Here is a 19,758-nt window from a genome sequence, read left to right on the forward strand (position 1 = left end):
TACCTACTAATAGGTAGGCTGGCTATAATGCTAGCCTGCCTCCTGGCCACGCCTGTGCTTTTTGCGCAACAATCCCAAACTTTTGCCGGTGCCGGAACCTATTCGTTCCAAGTACCTGCCGGCGTCACCCAACTGGATGTCCAGGCATGGGGTGGCGGTGGCCGGGGCGGCTCCCGAGTATCCGGAAGTAATGGCTACGGAGGTGGCGGTGGCGGTGCGTTCGCAAGTTCAACCCTTACTGTTACGCCCGGCCAAACCTATACCATTGTGGTGGGCGCCGGAAGTACCAGCGCTGCCAGCGCAGGAGGAAGTTCCTATTTCAATAACACCACAACCTTACTGGCCGTAGGTGGCCAGTCGGTGGCAAACAATATTACGATCGGTGCCGCTGGAGGTGCTGCGAGCAGTTGTGTGGGTACGATTCGATATTCCGGCGGTAACGGCAATAACGGACTTGCCAACACCTATGGAGGTGGTGGTGGTGCCGGTGCGGGTCCGCTTGGTAACGGCCTTAGCGGCACCGGAACCAACCTCGGCGGTATCGGACTTACATCAGGTGGTGGAAATGGCGGCGCGGGCCGCACAGGTTCACAAGGTGATGGTACTGCCGGAAGCGCGCCAGGAGGCGGTGGCGGAGGTGCTTTGCGTACGAGTACGGGCAGTCCCGTTGGTGGAAATGGCGGTGACGGACAAGTCATCATCCGTTGGACCTGCCCTGCTTATGGTATAACGTCTACAGCCGTTCCGGCCACATCCTGTTCTGGCAACAGTGCGACGGTCACCCTTACCGGAAGCGCTACTTCCCTACCCACAGGAACCTACACCATAACGTACAATTTGTCGGGCGCGAACGCAGCTACAGGCAGCACCGCCACCATGACCGTGTCTACTGCCGGCAGTGGTACCTTCACAACCAGTTCTCTCACAAATGCGGGAAATACGACGGTAACCGTAACAAATATTGCGAGTGGCGGCGCGTCTCCCTTCAACTGTTCTACCAATATAAGCAGTTCGAATACCGCTACCGTCAACGTAATCGCTATACCGGCACAGCCATCCGTTATTACCGGAAGCGCCACGCCTTGTGTGGGCACGTCCGTTACCTATAGCGTTACGAATGTGGCAGGTGTTACGTATACCTGGGCCTTCCCTTCCGGCTGGACACAAACCGGAGGCGGAACCACCAACAGTGTAACCGTAACGGTCGGAAGCACCGGCGGAAACGTTTCGGTAACCCCTTCGAATGCCTGCGGAAGCGGAACGGCACGTACCCTTGCGGTTACGCCACTCAGCATCCCGGCCACACCTTCATCTATAACGGGTAGCACCGCTCCGTGTAACGGATCGTCTGTTTCTTATTCCGTCACGAATGTCACGGGCGTCACTTACAACTGGACATTCCCGTCCGGATGGACACAGACCGCAGGTGGCACTACCAACTCTGTTACGGTAACAGTGGGGGCGTCCAGTGGTGTCATCTCGGTAACTGCTGGCAATACCTGCGGCACCAGCACGGCCAGTACGCTCTCGGTTGTATCCACAACCCTGCCAAGCCAACCCAGCACTATTACCGGCCCCTCTCCTACCTGCGCCGGAACATCACAGACTTACTCCGTCACAGCCGTGGCGGGTGTAAGCTATAGCTGGACCGTTCCTTCCGGATGGACCATTACCGCCGGTACGGGCACGAACAGTATCACCGTAACGGTCGGCACAACAGGTGGCACCCTCTCGGTGACACCCTCAACCGGATGCGGGTCAGGACCTGCCCGCACGCTTTCGGTAACCGTCAATGCCGCTCCTACCATTACCTCTACGACCCCCGGTTCACGTGTGGGCTTCGGTCCGGTCGTTCTGGGCGCGACGGCTTCTTCCGGGATTGTCAATTGGTATGCAACTGCCAGCGACACGACCATTTTAGGAACAGGCACTTCGTTTACAACTCCCGACCTTGTTACGACATCCATATTTTATGCCGAAGCCGTATCAGGAGGATGTTCCAGTACGCCGCGTACACCCGTGACGGCAACCGTCAACCTTCCGGAAGCGAACGTAAAAGGCAATGGCTTCGACATCGCTGATGAAGACGTTACGCCGATCACGACCGACTATACCATACTCGGAACCACACCCGTAGCTACCTCCATCACGCGTACGTATACTATCCAAAACACCGGAACCGTCGCGCTGACAGTAGGCTCGATCTCTATTACCGGAACAAACGCATCTGCCTTCACCGTACTCACGGCGCCTGCATCCACAATCGCAGCCGGCAGTACGACCACCTTCACCATTCGGTTCACCGCTGCGTTCCTGGGCAACCACGATGCCACACTGTCGTTTGCCACGAATGATAACGACGAAAATCCCTATAACTTCTCTATTAGGGGTATAGGCGGAACCGGACTCTACCCTGAGATGAACATTACCGGAAATGGCGTAACGATCATCGACGGTGACTCCGGACCCACCACCGCTGACCATAGCGACTTTGGAACAGTAACGATACCGGGCACCGTAACACGTACTTTCACCATCCAAAACACAGGTGCCGCCCCACTCTTGCTGACTGGGACGCCCGTGGTTGAAATAACGGGCAGCGCCAACTTTACACTTGTCACAGCGCCGGCCACTACCATTGCTGCAGGCGGTTCGACAACCTTCCAGGTGACCTTCTCGCCTTCGACAACCGGTTCCTCGGTTGCCATCATCTCGATCATCAACAGCGACGACGACGAATCGATTTATGATTTCACCATACAGGGAGCGGCACTGATCTCGGGCCGGGAGATTGATATCCAAGGCAACGAAGTATCCATTGTCGCGGGCGATACAACACCGAGTATCGTTGACCAGACCAACTTTGGGGTCACCGATACTACGACTGCCATTGCCATACCTTTCAACGTATATTCATTTGGAACCTCCACGTTGTCACTTACGACGACGGTGGGCATCTCGGGCACCAATGCATCGATGTTTACAGCCACGGCACTACCCGGCACCCTGGCTTCCGGAGCCGTGACGTCGTTTGTTATAACGTTTACTCCCAACACTTCTCTGGGCGTGAAAACCGCCACGATAACAGTTACCAGCGACGACCCTAACGAAGGCACCTATTCGTTTGCAGTGAGCGCTGAAATACAGGCGAGCAGCACTCCTTCAACCGGACCTGGTGGCGTAACAGGAAACTTGCGCCTTTGGCTGAAGGCCACCAGTAATCTCTCTGGGCTGAACGATGGGGATGCGATCTCCACTTGGGCAGATCAAACGACGGGCAGTACGAAAAGCGCCATTGCACAATCATTGTCAGAACCGACGTTCCGAAACAACCCGGCCTACAACGTCAATTTCAACCCTGTAGTTCACTTTGACGGTGGGGATGCGATGTATGGCGGACAGGGTTTCTACAACTCTGACATGTATATTGTCGTAAAAACGGCCAATACCATCAGCTACCTCGCGAGTCCGCAGGATATCTTCTGTGGCGATGACATAGCGACCAACCGCAACAGCCAGGACGTAACAGGATTCCAGATGGGTAACACTTCCGTGCGCCACGCGAATGAAACATGGGCGTACAACCAGGGTGCACAGACCTCTTACGGTATCGCAGAGATCAGCACTACGAAAACCTACAATGGCGTCAACATCTTCAACCCACGTAAAAACGTATCGTCTGGTCGGATGGAGTTGATTTGCAACGGCGGTGCCATCACCGGTACCGAAGTATTTACTGGCACATACAAAGACATCAACAACTCACGTTACTGGCTCGGACGAAGCGAGTTCTTCGACTCTAGTTTCAACGGGTACCTGCTGGAAGTGATCTGCTATAACTCGCGTAACACCGACACCAATCGCAACCGCATCGAAACCTATCTCGCCTTGAAATACGGCATCACGTTGGGCGTTAACGGCACGAGTGTGAACTATGTAAGTTCGAACGGAACAACCGTATACTCTGCGGCCTCCGGATTCAACTACAACATTGCCGGTATTGGTCGCGACGACAACTCAGGGCTAAACCAGAAACAATCGCGGACCGAGAATTCAAGCTACGATGTTACGATGGGACTTGCGACGATTGAACCCCGTAACTCCGATAACAACAACACGTTTGACACGGATCGCAGCTTTTTAGTGTGGGGACATAACAATGCTACCCTTACCGCACAGGCACCGGTAGTAGTCAATATGAGTGCGGGCATTTCAGGCCTGACGTCAGAAGTGGAGTTCATTTCGATTGGACGTGTATGGCGTGTGGTAGAAACCGGTGGAGATGTAAAAACCGTGAAAGTATCGGTTCCTGAGGACTTACTTACTTCAACCGTCACACCTCCGGGCGCTTTCTTCATGTTCATTTCGTCAAGTCCCATCTTTAATCCAACCGCGGAATACCGCATCATGACCAAAAACGGGGTAAATCTGGAGACAACCTATGATTTCAGCGGCACCAAATACATCACCTTTGGTTACGCCCCGGAAAAAACGTTTGTACGTTCAATTGACTTCGATGGTGTAGATGATTACCTGGATGCCGGAAACGTTCTCAACCTTGGCAACAACTTTACCGTTTCGGCCTGGATCAAGCGCTCGGGCGCGAACCAAAGTATCGTATCGAAACGAAATGCAGGTTTCACATCCGGATATGACCTACGCATCAATAATGCGGGACGCGTAGAAATGAGTTGGATGAACGGTACCTTGCAGACCATTACGTCTACCGTTTCTATCCCAACCAACGTATGGCACAATGTCGCCGTCACATTCGATGGCACCACCGCCCGCCTGTATATTGATGGTGTTCTCAATGTATCACAGGCCCTTTCAACCGTTCCTGATACGAACGAGAGTTTCCTGATTGCAGCGGCAGGAGGTACGTCAACCACTTCCTTCTTTGATGGTACGATAGACGAAGTGCGTGTGTTCGGAACCGCCCTCTCGGCTGCCCAGCTCCGCTACATCATGAACCAGGAGGTCCGCCAGCATTCAGACGGCACCGTAAACGGCAGTATCGTGCCACAGTCGATCACATCGAACGACATCAAGACCGTAGCGTGGAGCCAGCTTAGGGCGTATTATCCGATGTCGACCTACACCTACACGAACGCAAAAGACGAATCCGTAAATGGCTACACGGCGTCGTTGAGAAACCTCACCACTGTCGACTACCAGACCGCCCCGCTTCCCTATGTGAGCAATGCCGACGGGAACTGGAATACGGCCGGAACCTGGAAAAATAGCAGCACACAGGATTTACCCTACGCGCTTTCAATTGTGGACGGCGCTACCCGTGTGACCTGGAACATCGTCGATATTGACCACAATGTGGTGTCAACCGGAAACAAAGATGTACTAAGCCTTGACCTGGCCAGCGGAAAAACCCTCACAGCCAGCAACGATACCCGTATCGGTGTATCACACTATCTGCTGCTGAACGGAAAACTCGACCTGGTTGGAAAATCGCAATTGGTGCAGTCACAAAACAGCGACCTGGCCATCACAAGCTCCGGATCGATTGAACGCGACCAGCAGGGTTCGAACAACGTCTATAATTACAACTACTGGTCATCTCCGGTAGGTGCAACCAGCACTACAGCCAACAACACCGACTATACCATTAGTGGCGTGTTGCGTGACGGTACTGACGAGAACAATCCTCTCGCCATTAACTGGACATCGGGATACAACGGCGCGGCAGGAACCCCTATCACGCTGTCAAGTTCCTGGATTTATAAATTTGGGAACCTGTCGAACGACTATGCCAACTGGCAATATGTAGGTCAGGATGGGACTATGCGCGCCGCCGAAGGATTTACCATGAAAGGAAGCGGTGCGGGGTCTTCGCAGAATTATGTATTCACAGGCAAACCGAACAACGGACTCATCGAGCTTCCGATCGCGGCATCCAACCTCAACCTGTGTGGCAACCCGTATCCATCGGCACTTGACGCGAATACCTTTATCACCGACAACCTTGGCGTTCTCGACGGAACCCTGTATTTCTGGATCCACTACAGCACCAATAACACGCACAACCTGGCGGATTACCAGGGTGGTTATGCGGCACGTACGTTGGTAGGTGGCACAAATGCGGTGAGCCCGCCGGGCGTTAGCGGCCTTGGTTCTAACTCCCGTGTTCCGCAGCGCTATATCCCTGTCGGACAAGCGTTCTTTGTCACGGCCAATTCGACAGGCGGTACCATTACGTTCAACAACAACCAACGGGCCTATGTCAAGGAAGACAACAGTCAGTCGGGTGTGATGTTCCGAAGCGGAAACAGCGCAGCAGCATCACTGGATGACCTTTCGGAAACAAATGTACAGGAAGACAACTTCCCTACCGTTCGAATCGGATTTACCATGCCGAATGATTACCACCGTGGACTTCTGCTCGGTTTTATGGGCGCCAATGCTACCGATGGCATTGACGTTGGGTACGATGCCGTACTGTTCGACGAACTGCCATATGATATGTACTTTGTCAACGGGGAAAACCGACTGGTGATTTCGGGCGAAGGTGATCTTGACGTCAGCCGCAATTACCCATTGGGTGTAAAGGTTTCCGAAAAAGGATTCGTGAAGTTCTCATTGGATGAGATGCTACACTTCCCGACGGCGATGAACTGTTTCCTATATGACGCCTATCTGGGTATCTATCATAACCTCAGCCAATCCGAATATGAGCTAACGCTTCCGGAAGGCGTTTACAATCAACGTTTTTATATCCGATTCAGCACAGCCAATACGCTTGGAACCGCCGATGTGCCGACCACTGCGACTACGGGTATACGTTATGAATCGTCCAAACACGAACTGGTGATCGAACCGGCACCGTCCACAACGGTCACCTCTGCATTGTTATTCAACATGTTGGGGCAACAAATTGCCAATTGGGAACTAGAGAAAATGGGACAGGAAATGATCCGGATTCCGATTACAAAAGCCACTTCCGGGACCTACATCGTGAAGTTGCTGACAAGTATGGGGCCTGTCAGCAGGAAAATCGTAATCCAGTAGTTTACTCACCCTTTTTGCCCGCGAAAGACCGCCCTAACCGGCGGTCTTTCTTTTTTATCTAAAATCCTGAGAAAAAGCAGGATAAAAATTACGTTTCGCAAAACGAGAATAAAACAACAAACTTCCCATTAACACTGCGAAAACCCTCAAAAACACTATGCAAAACATGTAGTTTATCGACGAAATACACCCGTCAACGATTATTTTTCGTGCACGCGTAAAGGGAGATTAATTTCGACCCCGGTTTCAGTCCCCAAACCTGGAACCGACCGTAACATGAAACACATAACCAGTACAAAATCATTACTCCAATTCGGAATCATCCTACTTGCATTTTCCGCTTTTGGGCAGCCCGTCGTACTGAATTCGGAGACATTTGAGTCGGCTTCGGGCTCGGTCACCGGTATTTGGACGATGGGTACAAACGCCTCGCTCAGCACCACCTTTGCGCATGACGGCTCGCGATCCATGCGCTTTCAAAGTGGCGGAACCACATCCAACACCACGCTTACTTCCAGTGTCTTTGCCACTTTGTCACTCTATGACAAGATTGACGTCAAGTTTTTTCTTTACACAAACTCCACCACTGCCGGCGATTATGTCGAATTGCAATACCGTCCTACCGCGCTTGCATCGTATGTTCCGGTAAGGCGTTTCACTATTGGTTCCTCTACCACCCCGGCAGACATCAATGACAATGTAAACCGCTATGCGTTCATCGCGACAATGTTCAGAACCGATAGCAGTTTCGGCCCCTACAGCTTAACAGGCAACTTCCGTTTTGTGGCGTCTTTGTCTGGCAGCAACCGATTTCTCTACATTGACAACCTAACCGTTAGCGGCACGGTTTACAATACGATCTCACAAGGCCCGGGAGGCATCACGTCCGGCCTTGAAACATGGCTTCGGGCCGACCGCGTCAACGGAACAACCGTTGGAACCGACAACGCAAATCTGGCTACATGGAGAGACTGTGCGAAAGGACACGATGCAAGCGTTATGGATAACTCGAGCAGTTGGGCAGCAACCAATCTCACCCTTCGTCCTGTTTACAATAACAACAGTACCCGGAATATGAACTTTAACCCCGTGGTGTATTTCGGCAACGACCCCACGACGGTAAACTTCAGTGAATATACAGGTCTCACCAACCGGGCAGAAATGAATGGCACCGGTGGTTTTTTCACCCATGAACAGTTCGTGGTGTTCGCAATCGACTACGCTACGACAATCAACTCGTCTACGCCGATACAGTCGATTTACGTAGGCCAGATGTCAACGACAAACCCGTGGGATCGCGATACGGGCGGATTTGCAGTCGGGCAGTTCACCGGTCGATTTAACAACGAAGTAATCAACTATTCGCTTGGCACCACCGGCACGCCCGTGGGATACGGAGTAGCCGCTGAAAATGTGACCTACACCAATCTGCGTGGTTTTCTCAACTGCAGAAATACGGCGGCTGCCAATGGACTCGAACTATACCTCAACGGCACCGACATAGAGACAACAGAAGTCGGAGCGGCGCAGTTCGTGAATTCGTCGAACAGGCGGTACTGGTTAGGAAGGTCACAGGTAACAAATGGCAGTCTTAACGGGCGTATAGCGGAGTGTATCACCTTCTCCTCTCGCCTCTCGAACGCCCAGCGCTCCCGCGTTGAGAGTTATTTGGCGATAAAATACGGCGTTACACTCGGAGTGAACGGTACCTCTCAAAACTATGTTGACTCATCCGGCAGTATCATTTGGAATACGGGTACTCACAACGGTTACAACTTCAACATTGCGGGCATCGGACGCGATGACGCGGGTACATTGAACCAAAAGCAGTCCCGCAGCGCCAACTCGGGCGAAGTAGTCACCGTTGGTTTGGGCACGATTGCCACAACCAATTCGGCCAATACCAATACATTCACTACAGACAGGAGCTTTTTGATGTGGGGATCCAACAATGGTACGATTGCCAATGCTACTACACCGGTAACTGTTACATATCCGGGGGCGGGTGTGTTCACTTCAACAGACGTGATCAACCGCAGATGGAAATTTGTCGAAACGGGAGGCGACGTTGCAACAGCTCGCGTATCCATCCCTACCACCACGCTTTCTTCACTTTACACAGTCTCCGCATCCGACGCTTATGTAATGGTTGTCTCCGACAATGCAGCCTTCACATCAGGCGTGGAAACGGTCTTCATGTCGGTCTCCGGATCTGACCTGATTGCAAACTATGATTTCGACGGCGCGAAGTTTGTTACTTTTGGGGTGGCACGTGGAAAAGCGAGCACGTCACGACTAACCCTTGACGGAGTAGACGATTATGTTCGCATGGACAATGTAAACGAATTGGGAAGTGCTTTCACGGTAATGTCCTGGATTCGTCCAACTGGAGCCAACACACTCGCGTCAAACGAAACGATCATAGCGAAACGACCAGGAAGCACCAGCGGATACCGCATTTTATTGCTTACGTCAAATAAAGTGCGCGCCGAATGGACGGTATCGGGCACTACCTATGGACTCACATCCAATACGGTACTACCTGACCTTAAATGGCGCCATATCTGTTTCACCTACAATGGAACTACCCTTACGCTTTACATCGACGGCGTCGTTGATTCAACCGCTTCCATAAATACGGCGCCCGTTGCAACGACGGCTAACTTTACAATTGGCGCTGAGTACAACTCTAAATCATCGATTTCCAACTATTTCAGGGGCGATATTGACGAATTGAGAATATGGAATAAAGCGCTTACGATGACGGAGATACGTTTCGTTATGAACCAGGAGATTGCCCAAAACGGTTCGGCAACGCGTGGAACGGTACTCCCCACCACCATTCCGATGCACGATATAAGTGGCACAACGTGGGCTTCCCTCACTGCCTACTACTCGATGAACAATTTTATCGGGTCGCACGTATCGGATGATTCAAACAGCAAGAACAGAGGTTTTCTGGTATCAAACACACCAAGCATCAATGCACAGACCGCCCCATTGCCTTATACGAGTGCTTCTGCTTCAACCTGGACAAATAGCGCAACCTGGACGAATGGAACCCTTGTAGATGCACCAAGCTCGGTGTCAATTGTAGATAATACTACTGTTGTCGGTTGGAACATCGTGCAAACGAGCCATAACATTACGTCCAACAATAGCGTCAAGGTAATGGGTCTGTTCGTCAACTCCAACACCCTATCCGCAGCAACCGCAACCAATATCGAGGTATCCCATTATCTCTTGCTATCAGGCAAAATCGACTTGGTTGGCAAGGCGCAATTGGTTCAGACGAATAATAGTGAGCTTGCCACTAGTAGCGGAGGATCAATCGAGAGAGACCAACAGGGCACCCGAAACCTTTTCAACTATAACTATTGGTGTTCTCCGGTAAGTACGATCAATACGACCTCGAACAACAATGGGTACACCCTGGGTGGCGTGCTGCGTGACGGCACAACACCGTCGGCTCCGGCGTCTATTAGCTGGACAAGTAGTTTGAACGGCTCTGCTACATCACCGATTACCTTGAGCGACCAGTGGATCTACACCTATAACAACGCCAACGGAGCTTACTCTGAGTGGATTTATCAAAGCACCACCGGCAACATCGCATCCGGACTCGGATTTACGATGAAAGGAAGCGGTGCCTCGGGCGCTTCCCAAAATTATGTTTTCGTAGGAAAACCCCACAACGGAACCATTACGATCCCTGTAACGGCAAACAACCTGGTACTGTGCGGAAACCCATACCCATCGGCACTGGATGCAGTTCAATTTATTAAAGACAATATTTCCGGCAGCAACTCTAACCCAGGTTCAAGTGCCTCACTCGACGGCACATTGTACTTCTGGCAGCAGGGGGCAGATAACGCCTCCCACATACTTGCTAACTATACCGGCCGTTACGCGTCTATGAACCTTTTGGGCTCTGTAACGGGTGTAGTACCATCCGGAATAAACGGGTTAGGTGCGGGAAGTTATTCTGCCCCGAAACAGTACATCCCGGTAGGACAAGGTTTCTTCGTTCAGGCAAATACGACCGGCGGAAGCATCACCTTCAAAAACAGCCAGCGTATTTTCAAAACGGAAGACGATACCAACTCTTCTTCCCTTATGCGTACTTCGGAGGCACAGGCCGACGGAGGCTCAGAAAATCCTGCAACCACCTCAACAACTCCGGTTATCAAGCTCGGCTTTAACTCGGTTGATCATTGGCACCGCCAAATCGCCATTGGTTTCGACGGCCAGAATGCAACAGATGGTTTTGACTACGGGTACGATTCAATCAATTTCGATGACTTCCCAAGCGATATGAACTTCCTGCAGGATACCAACAAACTCGTGATCCAGGGAGTAGCTGATTTCACGCTGACAGCTTCTTACCCACTGACAGTTAAATCAGACCTAAGCGGAGTGGTACGATTTGAAATTGACGAATTGGAAAACTTTGATCCTGAGCGCGCTATCTACCTTTATGACGATACCACCGGCATCTACCACGACCTGAAGCAGAACCCTGCCGAGGTAACGATTGACGCCGGCACATACGACAACCGTTTCTTCCTTCGCTTCCTTAACCCGTCACTCGGAACAGGTGAAGACGAAATGGCACAGCCGATCAAAGTATCGTACCTCAACAGCAATGGCACACTGGTGATCCACAATAATACGACCGGCACAACAGTGAAAGACGTACGCCTGTTCAACATCATGGGCCAACAGGTCGGAAGTTGGAAAGTGGAGGCCACGGCTGATCAAACCAACATTGTGCTTCCGGTATCGAAATTGAGTACCGGTACCTATATCGCGAAAGTAACCTCCGACAAAGGTACAGTTGCCCAAAAAGTAGCGATCCGATAAAAACACCTTTTTTAAAAAAAGAAGCCCGACATGCAACCCGTGTCGGGCTTTTTTTATTACGCGCTGACTGTCAATATCTTATGCACGCATAAGAACACGAAATAAACTACTAAAAAACGACCCGTAGTTCTACGTAAGTCTACGTCATACATCGTTTTTTTGCGCCTGTTATCGAAAAAAAGCCTGATTCTGTTAAGGTACTGTTACCTTAGCCCCCAAGATTACAAGAAGCCCAAAAATCTTATGAAACCAAACCTAATTACCCACCTCGCAGGCGTAGCCATGCTCGTTTTTTTCAGCGGCAAGGTTTACAGCCAGGACGACAACGAAGACACCCCGCTTCCGTCCGACACCTTCCCTAAAGTACGTTTGGCTTATTACGGCCACAACAACGCCCAACGCCAATTACTGATCGGATTTCAGGGTGCTCCCTGCACCGACGGCGTCGACCCGGGTTACGATGCCATCAACATCTTTGACCTGCCAAACGATGCGTATTTCTGGGTCAACCAAACCGAACTCTTCATTCAGGGAGTTGGTGAATTTAATCCGGATAATGTGTATCCGCTCGGCGTAAAATCGGATGACGATGGCAACATTACGATTCAGTTACTGGAGACGGAAAATTTCGATCCGACGCAACCGATTTACATCTACGACAACGAAACGGGTATCTACCACAGTCTTAAAGGTGGTACGATGACGGTAGCAGTCGGCACTGGCACGTTCAACGACCGGTTCTCTCTTCGGTTTAGCCAAACGTCCTTGAGTACACCCACATTGGAACCATCTAAATCGGTAGGTATACATTACTACAGTTCCAACAACCTATTGCATGTTGCAGCAACAAATAGCGCGTCGACGCTGTCTTCGATGTCCTTGATTTCTATGACGGGGCAGGTCGTGTCTTCATGGACGGTCAACGGCACGGAAGCCGATGTCGCCCTTACCGGACTCGCCTCTGGCGTGTATCTTGTAACCGTGAATGCCTCGACCGGTACCGCGACGAAAAAAATCAGCATTCGATAGACAGATAGACCTGTCGCAAAATAAAAAGGGGCTGTCTTTGTGAGACAGTCCCTTTCCTTTTGGGTATAATGTACAAACTACAAAACCAGAACCTTCGATCAGGTGACGGTCACGACAGGGGGAGGAGTGCGGAGGAAGCTAAAAAGCCCCACTAATTGTCGTTTGCGAACCCTGACTAAGAAACGTATTGGCTGTAAGTAATTGGCAAATCGTCCGACAAAAATGCGTACATAGGATGCACCGACTGTAAGCTATTTTAGGACGCGACAACGACCCGGATACTGTATGGATTAAGTATGGATACTGTATGGATACTGTATGGATAGTGTATGGATAAAGTATCAGATGGTGACAAATTACACCTCCAGCCCCCTTCGCTCTCTACACCCACTACTCCACTTGCTACCTGGCTGAAAAACGTTGCAACAGTGCCGTTAACTCCGGTAGCGTAACGGTTCGTTGCTCGCCCGATCGCAAGTCCTTTAGTGTAAATACCTGCTGTTCCATTTCGGTATCACCGGCCAATGCCGCATACGGAATGCCTTTTTTATCTGCATGCTGGAACTGCTTGCCTATTTTCGCCGCATCCGGATACAACTCTGCCCGAACGCCCGCTTTCCTCAGGGAAGCGATGGCCCTGCTCGCATAAAGCGCTTCCGCATCGCCAAAATTCAGGAACAGCACATTCGACGCCGCAGTCACTTCCGCGGGGAAAAGGCCGAGCTCTTCCAATACCAGGTAAATCCGGTCGAGGCCAAACGAAATACCGACCCCGCTCATCCCTTTCAATCCGAAGATACCCGTCAGGTCATCATATCGTCCGCCGCCACCTATTGAACCCATGGCAACCGTATCTGGAGCCGCGACTTCAAAAATAGCGCCGGTGTAATAGTTGAGTCCGCGTGCCAGTGTCACATCCAACACCAACTCCGATGAGCGCAGTCCGAGTGCCGCAATTGCCTCACAGATAAAACGCACCTCTTCGATGCCTTTGAGTCCCGTTTCCGATTCTGCCAATAACGATGTCAATGTTACAAGTTGTTCGGAAACACTTCCCGTCAAATGAAACAAAGGAGCAAGGTGATCCAGGGCCTCATTTGTAAGTCCTTTTTCGAGCATTTCCTTCCGCACACCCTCTTCCCCTATCTTATCGAGCTTATCCAGGGCAACGGTGAAATCGATTAATTTATCAGACGCTCCAATGGCATCGGCAATACCCGACAATATCTTACGGTTATTGATTTTGATGCGCGTACCGACAAGGCCAAGTTCCGAAAACACGCTGTCATATAACTGCACCAACTCTACTTCCTGCCAAAGAGAAGTCGATCCCACCACATCGGCGTCGCACTGGTAGAACTCCCGAAAACGTCCTTTCTGCGGACGATCCGCGCGCCATACCGGTTGCATTTGGTAGCGCTTGAAGGGAAACTCGATCTCATTCTGGTGCTGCACCACATAGCGGGCAAACGGAACCGTAAGGTCGTATCGAAGGGCCTTTTCGGATATTTTTACCGCCACTTTCCGGCTGTCAGCCAGCTCATCCGGCGTGACCTTCGATAGAAAATCGCCGGAGTTGAGTATTTTGAAAATCAGCCGGTCGCCTTCTTCTCCGTATTTCCCCATCAGGGTCTCCGAATTCTCAAACGAAGGGGTCTCAATCGGTTGGTACCCGAAGCGTTCGAATTGCGTCCGGATGGTTCCGAAGATGTAGTTGCGCCTGGCCACTTCCGAAGGGGAAAAATCACGTGTGCCTTTTGGTATACCGGGTTTCTGTGCCATGATGAAGGAATTTCGGTGCAAATATCCCACTTTATGTCAAAGAAAAGAAACGTACCAGACGATTTCAGTCGCCCAATATCTGTAACAAATGCCGTAACTTCGTGACAAACCGGCACCATGTTAAAACTGCTGCGCGAAAACATCCGCACCGCCCTCGGCTCTATTCGTTCGCAATTGCTGCGAACCGTCCTTACCATTGTAATCATCGGCATCGGTATCTGGGCCCTCGTGGGCATCCTTGCCAGTGTGGCGGCGCTGCAGGCGACGATGAACGCCAATTTCGCCGATATGGGCTCAAACACCTTCAGCATCACGCAGTATGACTGGTCAGAACGGCTCGAAGATGAATCCGAGCGCGAAGAAAATCCGGCAATCTCCTACCCGCAGGCCAAAGCCTTCAAAGAGCGCTACGACTTCCCGCAAAGCACCGTCTCACTCGCCTTTCAGGCAACTGCAAAAGCGGAAGTACGCTACGAATCCAAAAAGACCGATCCCAACATCCAGGTGTGGGGCGTCGACGAAAATTTCCTTTCCAACACCGGATCGGAAACCACGCTAGGGCGCAATTTCACGAATTTCGACATTACCAACAACGCCAGCGTCTGCATCGTCGGCTCCGACTTTATAAAAGGATTGCTGAAAGACGTTGATCCCATCGACAAAGTCATCTCGGTGCGGGGTGCCCGTTTTCGCGTTATCGGCGTGCTGAAAGAGAAAGGCGCCACGTTCGGCAACAACCAGGATCTTCGGGTAATGATCCCGATACAACGCGCCCGTTCCCTCTTTTCGGCATCCGGCATCAATTACAATGTCAGTGTGAAAGTAGAGCGCGGCGATGTCATCGATGCGGCCGTTGACCACGCGACCCTCGCCATGAAAACCATCCGTCGGGTAGGCCCGGCCAAAAAACCGAACTTCGGCATCGAACGAAGCGACGATTTGATCCATCGTATCGCGGAAGTAACAGATTACCTGAAGTATGCGGCCATCGTCATCAGTATTATTACCATTTTGGGGTCCTCCATCGCGCTGATGAACATCATGGTGGTCTCAGTAACCGAACGCACCCGCGAAATCGGCGTCCGGAAGGCTCTCGGTGCTAAAAAACGTACGATTGCCACACAGTTTTTCATCGAAACCGTGGTGATTGGGCAGTTGGGCGGGCTGCTGGGTATTATTTTGGGGCTTCTGACAGAATGGGGCATATCCGCCGCCTTTGACCTCGAATTTGTAGTGCCATGGGCCGCCGGTATCTGGGCGATTGTAGTGAGTTTTATAGTGGCATTGGTATCCGGACTATTTCCCGCCATCAAAGCCGCCAACCTCGATCCAATCGAAGCGTTGCGCTACGAATAAGGCTTCCGGCCACGTATCATCCGGTCATTGCCAAAAATATCCGGGCGCAGGGTCACGTCTTCAAACCCTGCGTGTGTCAGCACATCCGCCGTTTCTTTTCCAAGATATTGGTTGATTTCGAAATACAGCCATCCGCCCGGCACCAACGCTTTGTGCGCCAACGAGGTGATACGGCGATAGAACAACAACGGATCCGTGTCGTCAACGAAAAGCGCCAGGTGCGGTTCATACGACAGCACATTCGGATTCATCTCCGCTTTTTCCATCTGGCGTACATACGGCGGGTTCGACACGATTACATCAAACGTATCGAGCGTCTCAGCGATTAGGATATCCGTTTGGGAAAATGCCACCTGAGCACCCAGCAACCGGGCGTTTTCCGACGCCATCGAAAGCGCCGCTTCCGATACATCAAGTGCCGTCACCCGGGACGAAGGCAGCTCCAACGCCAGCGTTAAAGCGATGGCACCACTACCCGTTCCGATATCGAGTATCCGGCTTTCGGGATGGATGTCCGACACCATCCACGCGACCAACTCCTCCGTTTCCGGCCGCGGGATCAATACGTCGGGGCCGACCTTAAAACGCCGTCCAAAAAACGTTGTCTCACCCAGTGTATATTGTATCGGGCGATGCACGGACAACGCAGCCAACACGTCCTCCCAAAACACGACATCTTCCGCCGTCAATAACGTTTCAGGTCGCAATGCCAGGTCGGCACGCGACATACGGTGCCGGAACTCGAGGACAAGGCGAAAAAAACTATCGGTTTCCTCTGCCCCGTATAGCGGCTGCATCGCCTTCCGGAATTTCGTGCGCATTTCGTACAATGTCATGGCGCGTATTGGTATTTTTGCGTGGTGAAGGTACACGAAAAATATATAAGGCGTTGCATCGAACTGGCCCGGCATGGACTCGGAACGACCAATCCGAATCCGCTGGTCGGCGCCGTAATCGTGCACAACGACCGCATCATTGGAGAAGGATGGCACCGAAAGGCCGGCGAACCCCATGCCGAGGTGCTGGCGGTTCGATCCGTGACGGATGCGTCATTATTAAAAGAAGCGACACTCTATGTAAGCCTTGAGCCGTGTAGCCATTTTGGCCGTACACCGCCCTGTTGCGACCTCATCCTGGAACACGACATCCCGAACATCGTGATAGGCACCACCGACACCTTTTCAAAGGTAGCAGGTGAAGGAATACGGCGATTGCGCGAAGCCGGGCGGCATGTAACCGTTGGCGTACTCGAAGCCGAATGCCGCGACCTCAACCGACGGTTTTTCACCTTCCATGAGCAAAAACGACCGTATATCATCCTAAAGTGGGCGCAATCAGCCGACGGTTTCCTGGCGCCTTTACACCGCAACGAGCGACGTCCGGTCTGGATCACACAGGAAACGACGCGGCAACTTGTGCACAAATGGCGGACGGAAGAACAAGCTATACTTGTGGGCACCCAAACCGCCATTGACGATAATCCCAAACTCGACGCGCGACGGTGGTCGGGGACCTCTCCCCTTCGTTTCGTACTCGATCGAAAAGGACGTTTGCCGGTAGCAAGCGCCTTGCTGCAGGACGGACAACCTACCATCGTATTAACCGAAAAGAAACGAGACTCGAACGGGGCCGTTCAATATGAAGCCGTTCCCTTCGATGATCCGGTGCGGGAATTCTTGGAAGTGGCCTATAAACGTGACGTCCAATCACTGGTGGTAGAAGGCGGCCGAACGACGCTGCAGTCATTTCTTGACGCTGGACTTTGGGACGAAGCGCGCGTCATCACCGGCCGTATATCGTTTGGGGAAGGACTTCCCGCTCCGATTCTCCCTTTCGCACCCTACGAACAATTCGAGATCCAACACGACATTATACGCCTGTACCGACGATGACCGACACGATTATTTTTGATTTTGGGGATATCTTCATCAACCTCCGCCACGATCTCGTGGCCGCCCGCTTCGCTGCCTTGGGGCTCCACGCCTGGAACCCTGAGATGCAGGCAGCCAACCGCCAATTTGAGGTCGGAAGAATCAGTGAAGACGACTACCTCGGTACCCTCACGCGTTTTGCGACATCGGGCACCGCTCCTTCCGATGTGCGGGATGCCTGGAACACGATCTTGGGTGATTTTCCGCGCTACCGACTAGAATTCCTTCAGTCCCTTTCCAAACAGTACCGGCTGTTTCTCTTAAGCAACACCGATGCCATCCATATCCGGCACTTCGAAGAGCGGGAAGGCGCGACCTTTATCAAGGATTTTTACGGTTGTTTCGAAAAAACCTATTTCTCATTTGAGATGGGAATGCGGAAACCCGACGAGGCTATTTTCAGTTATATACTTGATCGACACCAACTCATACCCGAACGCACCCTTTTTGTCGACGACCGCAGCGACAATACCGATGCAGCGGCGCGACTCGGACTCCGAACATGGAACCTGCAAGTGGGACGGGAAGATGTAGTGGAACTACGCGAACGACTGTTGCTGTAACAATGGAAGACACCTATCGAACGCTCGCCGCACCGTCGGACGAAGTGCTGTTGAAAGAAAAAAGCAGCAAGTTCTTTGGCTATGCCTTTCCGGTGGAATCGGAAGAAGAAATCCGAAGCGCACTCGACAACATCCGCAAACAACACCCTACCGCGCGGCATTGGTGCTACGCCTGGCAACTGGGCACCACTGACATCCGCTACCGCGCCAATGACGACGGCGAACCCTCGCACACGGCCGGAACACCCATCTACGGACAGATCCAATCATTCGGCGTCACGAATGTGCTGGTGATCGTAGCGCGTTACTTCGGCGGGATCAAACTCGGAGCCGGCGGCTTGATCGTCGCTTATCGCGAAACCGCCCGAATGGCGTTGGAAGCATCCGACATCATCGAAAAAACCATTGAGAGCCGGATGGAGATCCGCGTTTCCTATAAAGACCTAAATCGCGTAATGCGCGCCGTAAGGGAGAACCGGCTGACGATTTGCGAACAGGATATGACAGAAGATTGTCGATTGGTCGTGGCGTGTCGAAAACGAGACGAAAATGCCGTTTTCGAAATCTTCAATTCCATGTTCGGAATTGACGTAAAAATCCAAAACTAGCGGTAAAAAAAACGACACCCTTACAACAAATTCCCAACGCGTTCCAAAATGTAATCCGGCGGACTCACCGGACGCCCCGTTTTCATGTCAACGAAGACCAAAATCGAGTGACCCGTTGTTAATAACTCGTCGGCTTCGTTACGGATCTCATAATCAAATTCAATCTTGACAGAGGACAGTTTCCGAAACATTGTTTTAACATTTAGGACATCATCGTAACGGGCCGGCTTCTTGTAGTTCATCGTCAGGGAAACGACCGGCAGCATAATACCGTTCTCTTCCATCCAACGATACGAAACCCCCAGGTTTCTCAGCCATTCCACGCGCCCCATCTCAAAATACTGGGCATAATTTCCGTGATAGACAACCCCCATCTGGTCGGTTTCGGCGTAGCGCACGCGTACCTGGAATTCATAGTCACGCATAGTAAATTTAACGTTTCGTTATTGCTTGTTATAGGGTATTTTTTTTTCAAAATCAACCCTGCAAAAATTTTTTTCTAAAGAATTTTGTTCACATATTTGTCTTCCCGAACACACGATAAGGCAGCGCGGATTTTTCTCCTGTTTGCCTTTCAAACAAACAAAAAATTTATCAGTATTT

Annotated in this window: 10 protein-coding genes; 7 read left to right on the forward strand and 3 right to left on the reverse strand. The window is 51.6% G+C overall.

Going from position 1 to position 19,758, the window contains the following annotated elements; translation table 11 throughout:
- The first annotated feature begins 27 nt into the window (after positions 1-27).
- From MKO97_RS15005 to MKO97_RS15015, 3 genes are all read left to right on the forward strand, one after another.
- On the forward strand, positions 28-7,023 hold the full coding sequence (locus MKO97_RS15005; RefSeq protein ID WP_241104014.1) for a choice-of-anchor D domain-containing protein: 6,996 nt from the start codon (positions 28-30) through the stop codon (positions 7,021-7,023).
- A gap of 276 nt (positions 7,024-7,299) precedes the next feature.
- Entirely contained in the window at positions 7,300-11,886 is a 4,587-nt protein-coding gene (locus MKO97_RS15010; RefSeq protein WP_241104015.1) for a LamG-like jellyroll fold domain-containing protein, read from the forward strand.
- Between the two features lie 243 nt (positions 11,887-12,129).
- Complete coding sequence (locus MKO97_RS15015) at positions 12,130-12,915, forward strand: T9SS type A sorting domain-containing protein (protein WP_241104016.1); 786 nt, start codon at positions 12,130-12,132, stop codon at positions 12,913-12,915.
- A gap of 402 nt (positions 12,916-13,317) precedes the next feature.
- Here the strand turns inward: MKO97_RS15015 and hisS are convergent, their stop codons facing one another.
- A complete protein-coding gene (gene hisS, locus MKO97_RS15020; protein ID WP_241104017.1) occupies positions 13,318-14,697 on the reverse strand; it encodes a histidine--tRNA ligase in 1,380 nt (459 codons plus the stop codon).
- Between the two features lie 117 nt (positions 14,698-14,814).
- On the opposite strand from hisS, the gene MKO97_RS15025 reads away from it, so the two are divergent.
- Entirely contained in the window at positions 14,815-16,053 is a 1,239-nt protein-coding gene (locus MKO97_RS15025; protein ID WP_241104018.1) for an ABC transporter permease, read from the forward strand.
- Here MKO97_RS15025 and prmC read toward each other — a convergent pair.
- Positions 16,044-16,889 carry a peptide chain release factor N(5)-glutamine methyltransferase gene (gene prmC, locus MKO97_RS15030; protein ID WP_241104019.1) on the reverse strand — a complete coding sequence of 282 codons (846 nt, stop codon included), beginning with the start codon at positions 16,887-16,889 and terminating at the stop codon, positions 16,044-16,046. The two genes, MKO97_RS15025 and prmC, sit on opposite strands and share 10 nt — an antisense overlap.
- Positions 16,890-16,913: 24 nt before the next feature.
- Between prmC and ribD the strand changes: the two genes are divergently transcribed.
- The 3 genes from ribD to MKO97_RS15045 are packed head-to-tail and all read left to right on the forward strand — an operon-like array spanning position 16,914 to position 19,155.
- Positions 16,914-17,945 (forward strand): bifunctional diaminohydroxyphosphoribosylaminopyrimidine deaminase/5-amino-6-(5-phosphoribosylamino)uracil reductase RibD, encoded by a 1,032-nt coding sequence (ribD, locus tag MKO97_RS15035; protein ID WP_241104020.1) that lies wholly within the window; start codon positions 16,914-16,916, stop codon positions 17,943-17,945.
- Complete coding sequence (locus MKO97_RS15040) at positions 17,942-18,547, forward strand: HAD family phosphatase (protein WP_241104021.1); 606 nt, start codon at positions 17,942-17,944, stop codon at positions 18,545-18,547. Before ribD ends, MKO97_RS15040 begins: the two co-directional genes overlap by 4 nt.
- A 2-nt stretch (positions 18,548-18,549) precedes the next feature.
- On the forward strand, positions 18,550-19,155 hold the full coding sequence (locus MKO97_RS15045; RefSeq protein WP_241104022.1) for a YigZ family protein: 606 nt from the start codon (positions 18,550-18,552) through the stop codon (positions 19,153-19,155).
- Between the two features lie 20 nt (positions 19,156-19,175).
- Here MKO97_RS15045 and MKO97_RS15050 read toward each other — a convergent pair whose 3' ends face one another.
- Positions 19,176-19,580 (reverse strand): thioesterase family protein, encoded by a 405-nt coding sequence (locus MKO97_RS15050; protein ID WP_241104023.1) that lies wholly within the window; start codon positions 19,578-19,580, stop codon positions 19,176-19,178.
- Between the last annotated feature and the right edge of the window lie 178 nt (positions 19,581-19,758).

The organism is Flavobacterium sp. HJ-32-4, assembly GCF_022532105.1.
Taxonomy (GTDB): domain Bacteria; phylum Bacteroidota; class Bacteroidia; order Flavobacteriales; family Flavobacteriaceae; genus Flavobacterium.

Excerpts from the sequence above, each read along its gene's own strand:
- MKO97_RS15005 (WP_241104014.1), top strand. The coding sequence starts at position 28 with ATGCTAGCCTGCCTCCTGGCCACGCCTGTGCTTTTTGCGCAACAATCC.
- MKO97_RS15010 (WP_241104015.1), top strand. The coding sequence starts at position 7,300 with ATGAAACACATAACCAGTACAAAATCATTACTCCAATTCGGAATCATC.
- MKO97_RS15015 (WP_241104016.1), top strand. The coding sequence starts at position 12,130 with ATGAAACCAAACCTAATTACCCACCTCGCAGGCGTAGCCATGCTCGTT.
- hisS (WP_241104017.1), bottom strand. The coding sequence starts at position 14,697 with ATGGCACAGAAACCCGGTATACCAAAAGGCACACGTGATTTTTCCCCT.
- MKO97_RS15025 (WP_241104018.1), top strand. The coding sequence starts at position 14,815 with ATGTTAAAACTGCTGCGCGAAAACATCCGCACCGCCCTCGGCTCTATT.
- prmC (WP_241104019.1), bottom strand. The coding sequence starts at position 16,889 with ATGACATTGTACGAAATGCGCACGAAATTCCGGAAGGCGATGCAGCCG.
- MKO97_RS15040 (WP_241104021.1), top strand. The coding sequence starts at position 17,942 with ATGACCGACACGATTATTTTTGATTTTGGGGATATCTTCATCAACCTC.
- MKO97_RS15045 (WP_241104022.1), top strand. The coding sequence starts at position 18,550 with ATGGAAGACACCTATCGAACGCTCGCCGCACCGTCGGACGAAGTGCTG.
- MKO97_RS15050 (WP_241104023.1), bottom strand. The coding sequence starts at position 19,580 with ATGCGTGACTATGAATTCCAGGTACGCGTGCGCTACGCCGAAACCGAC.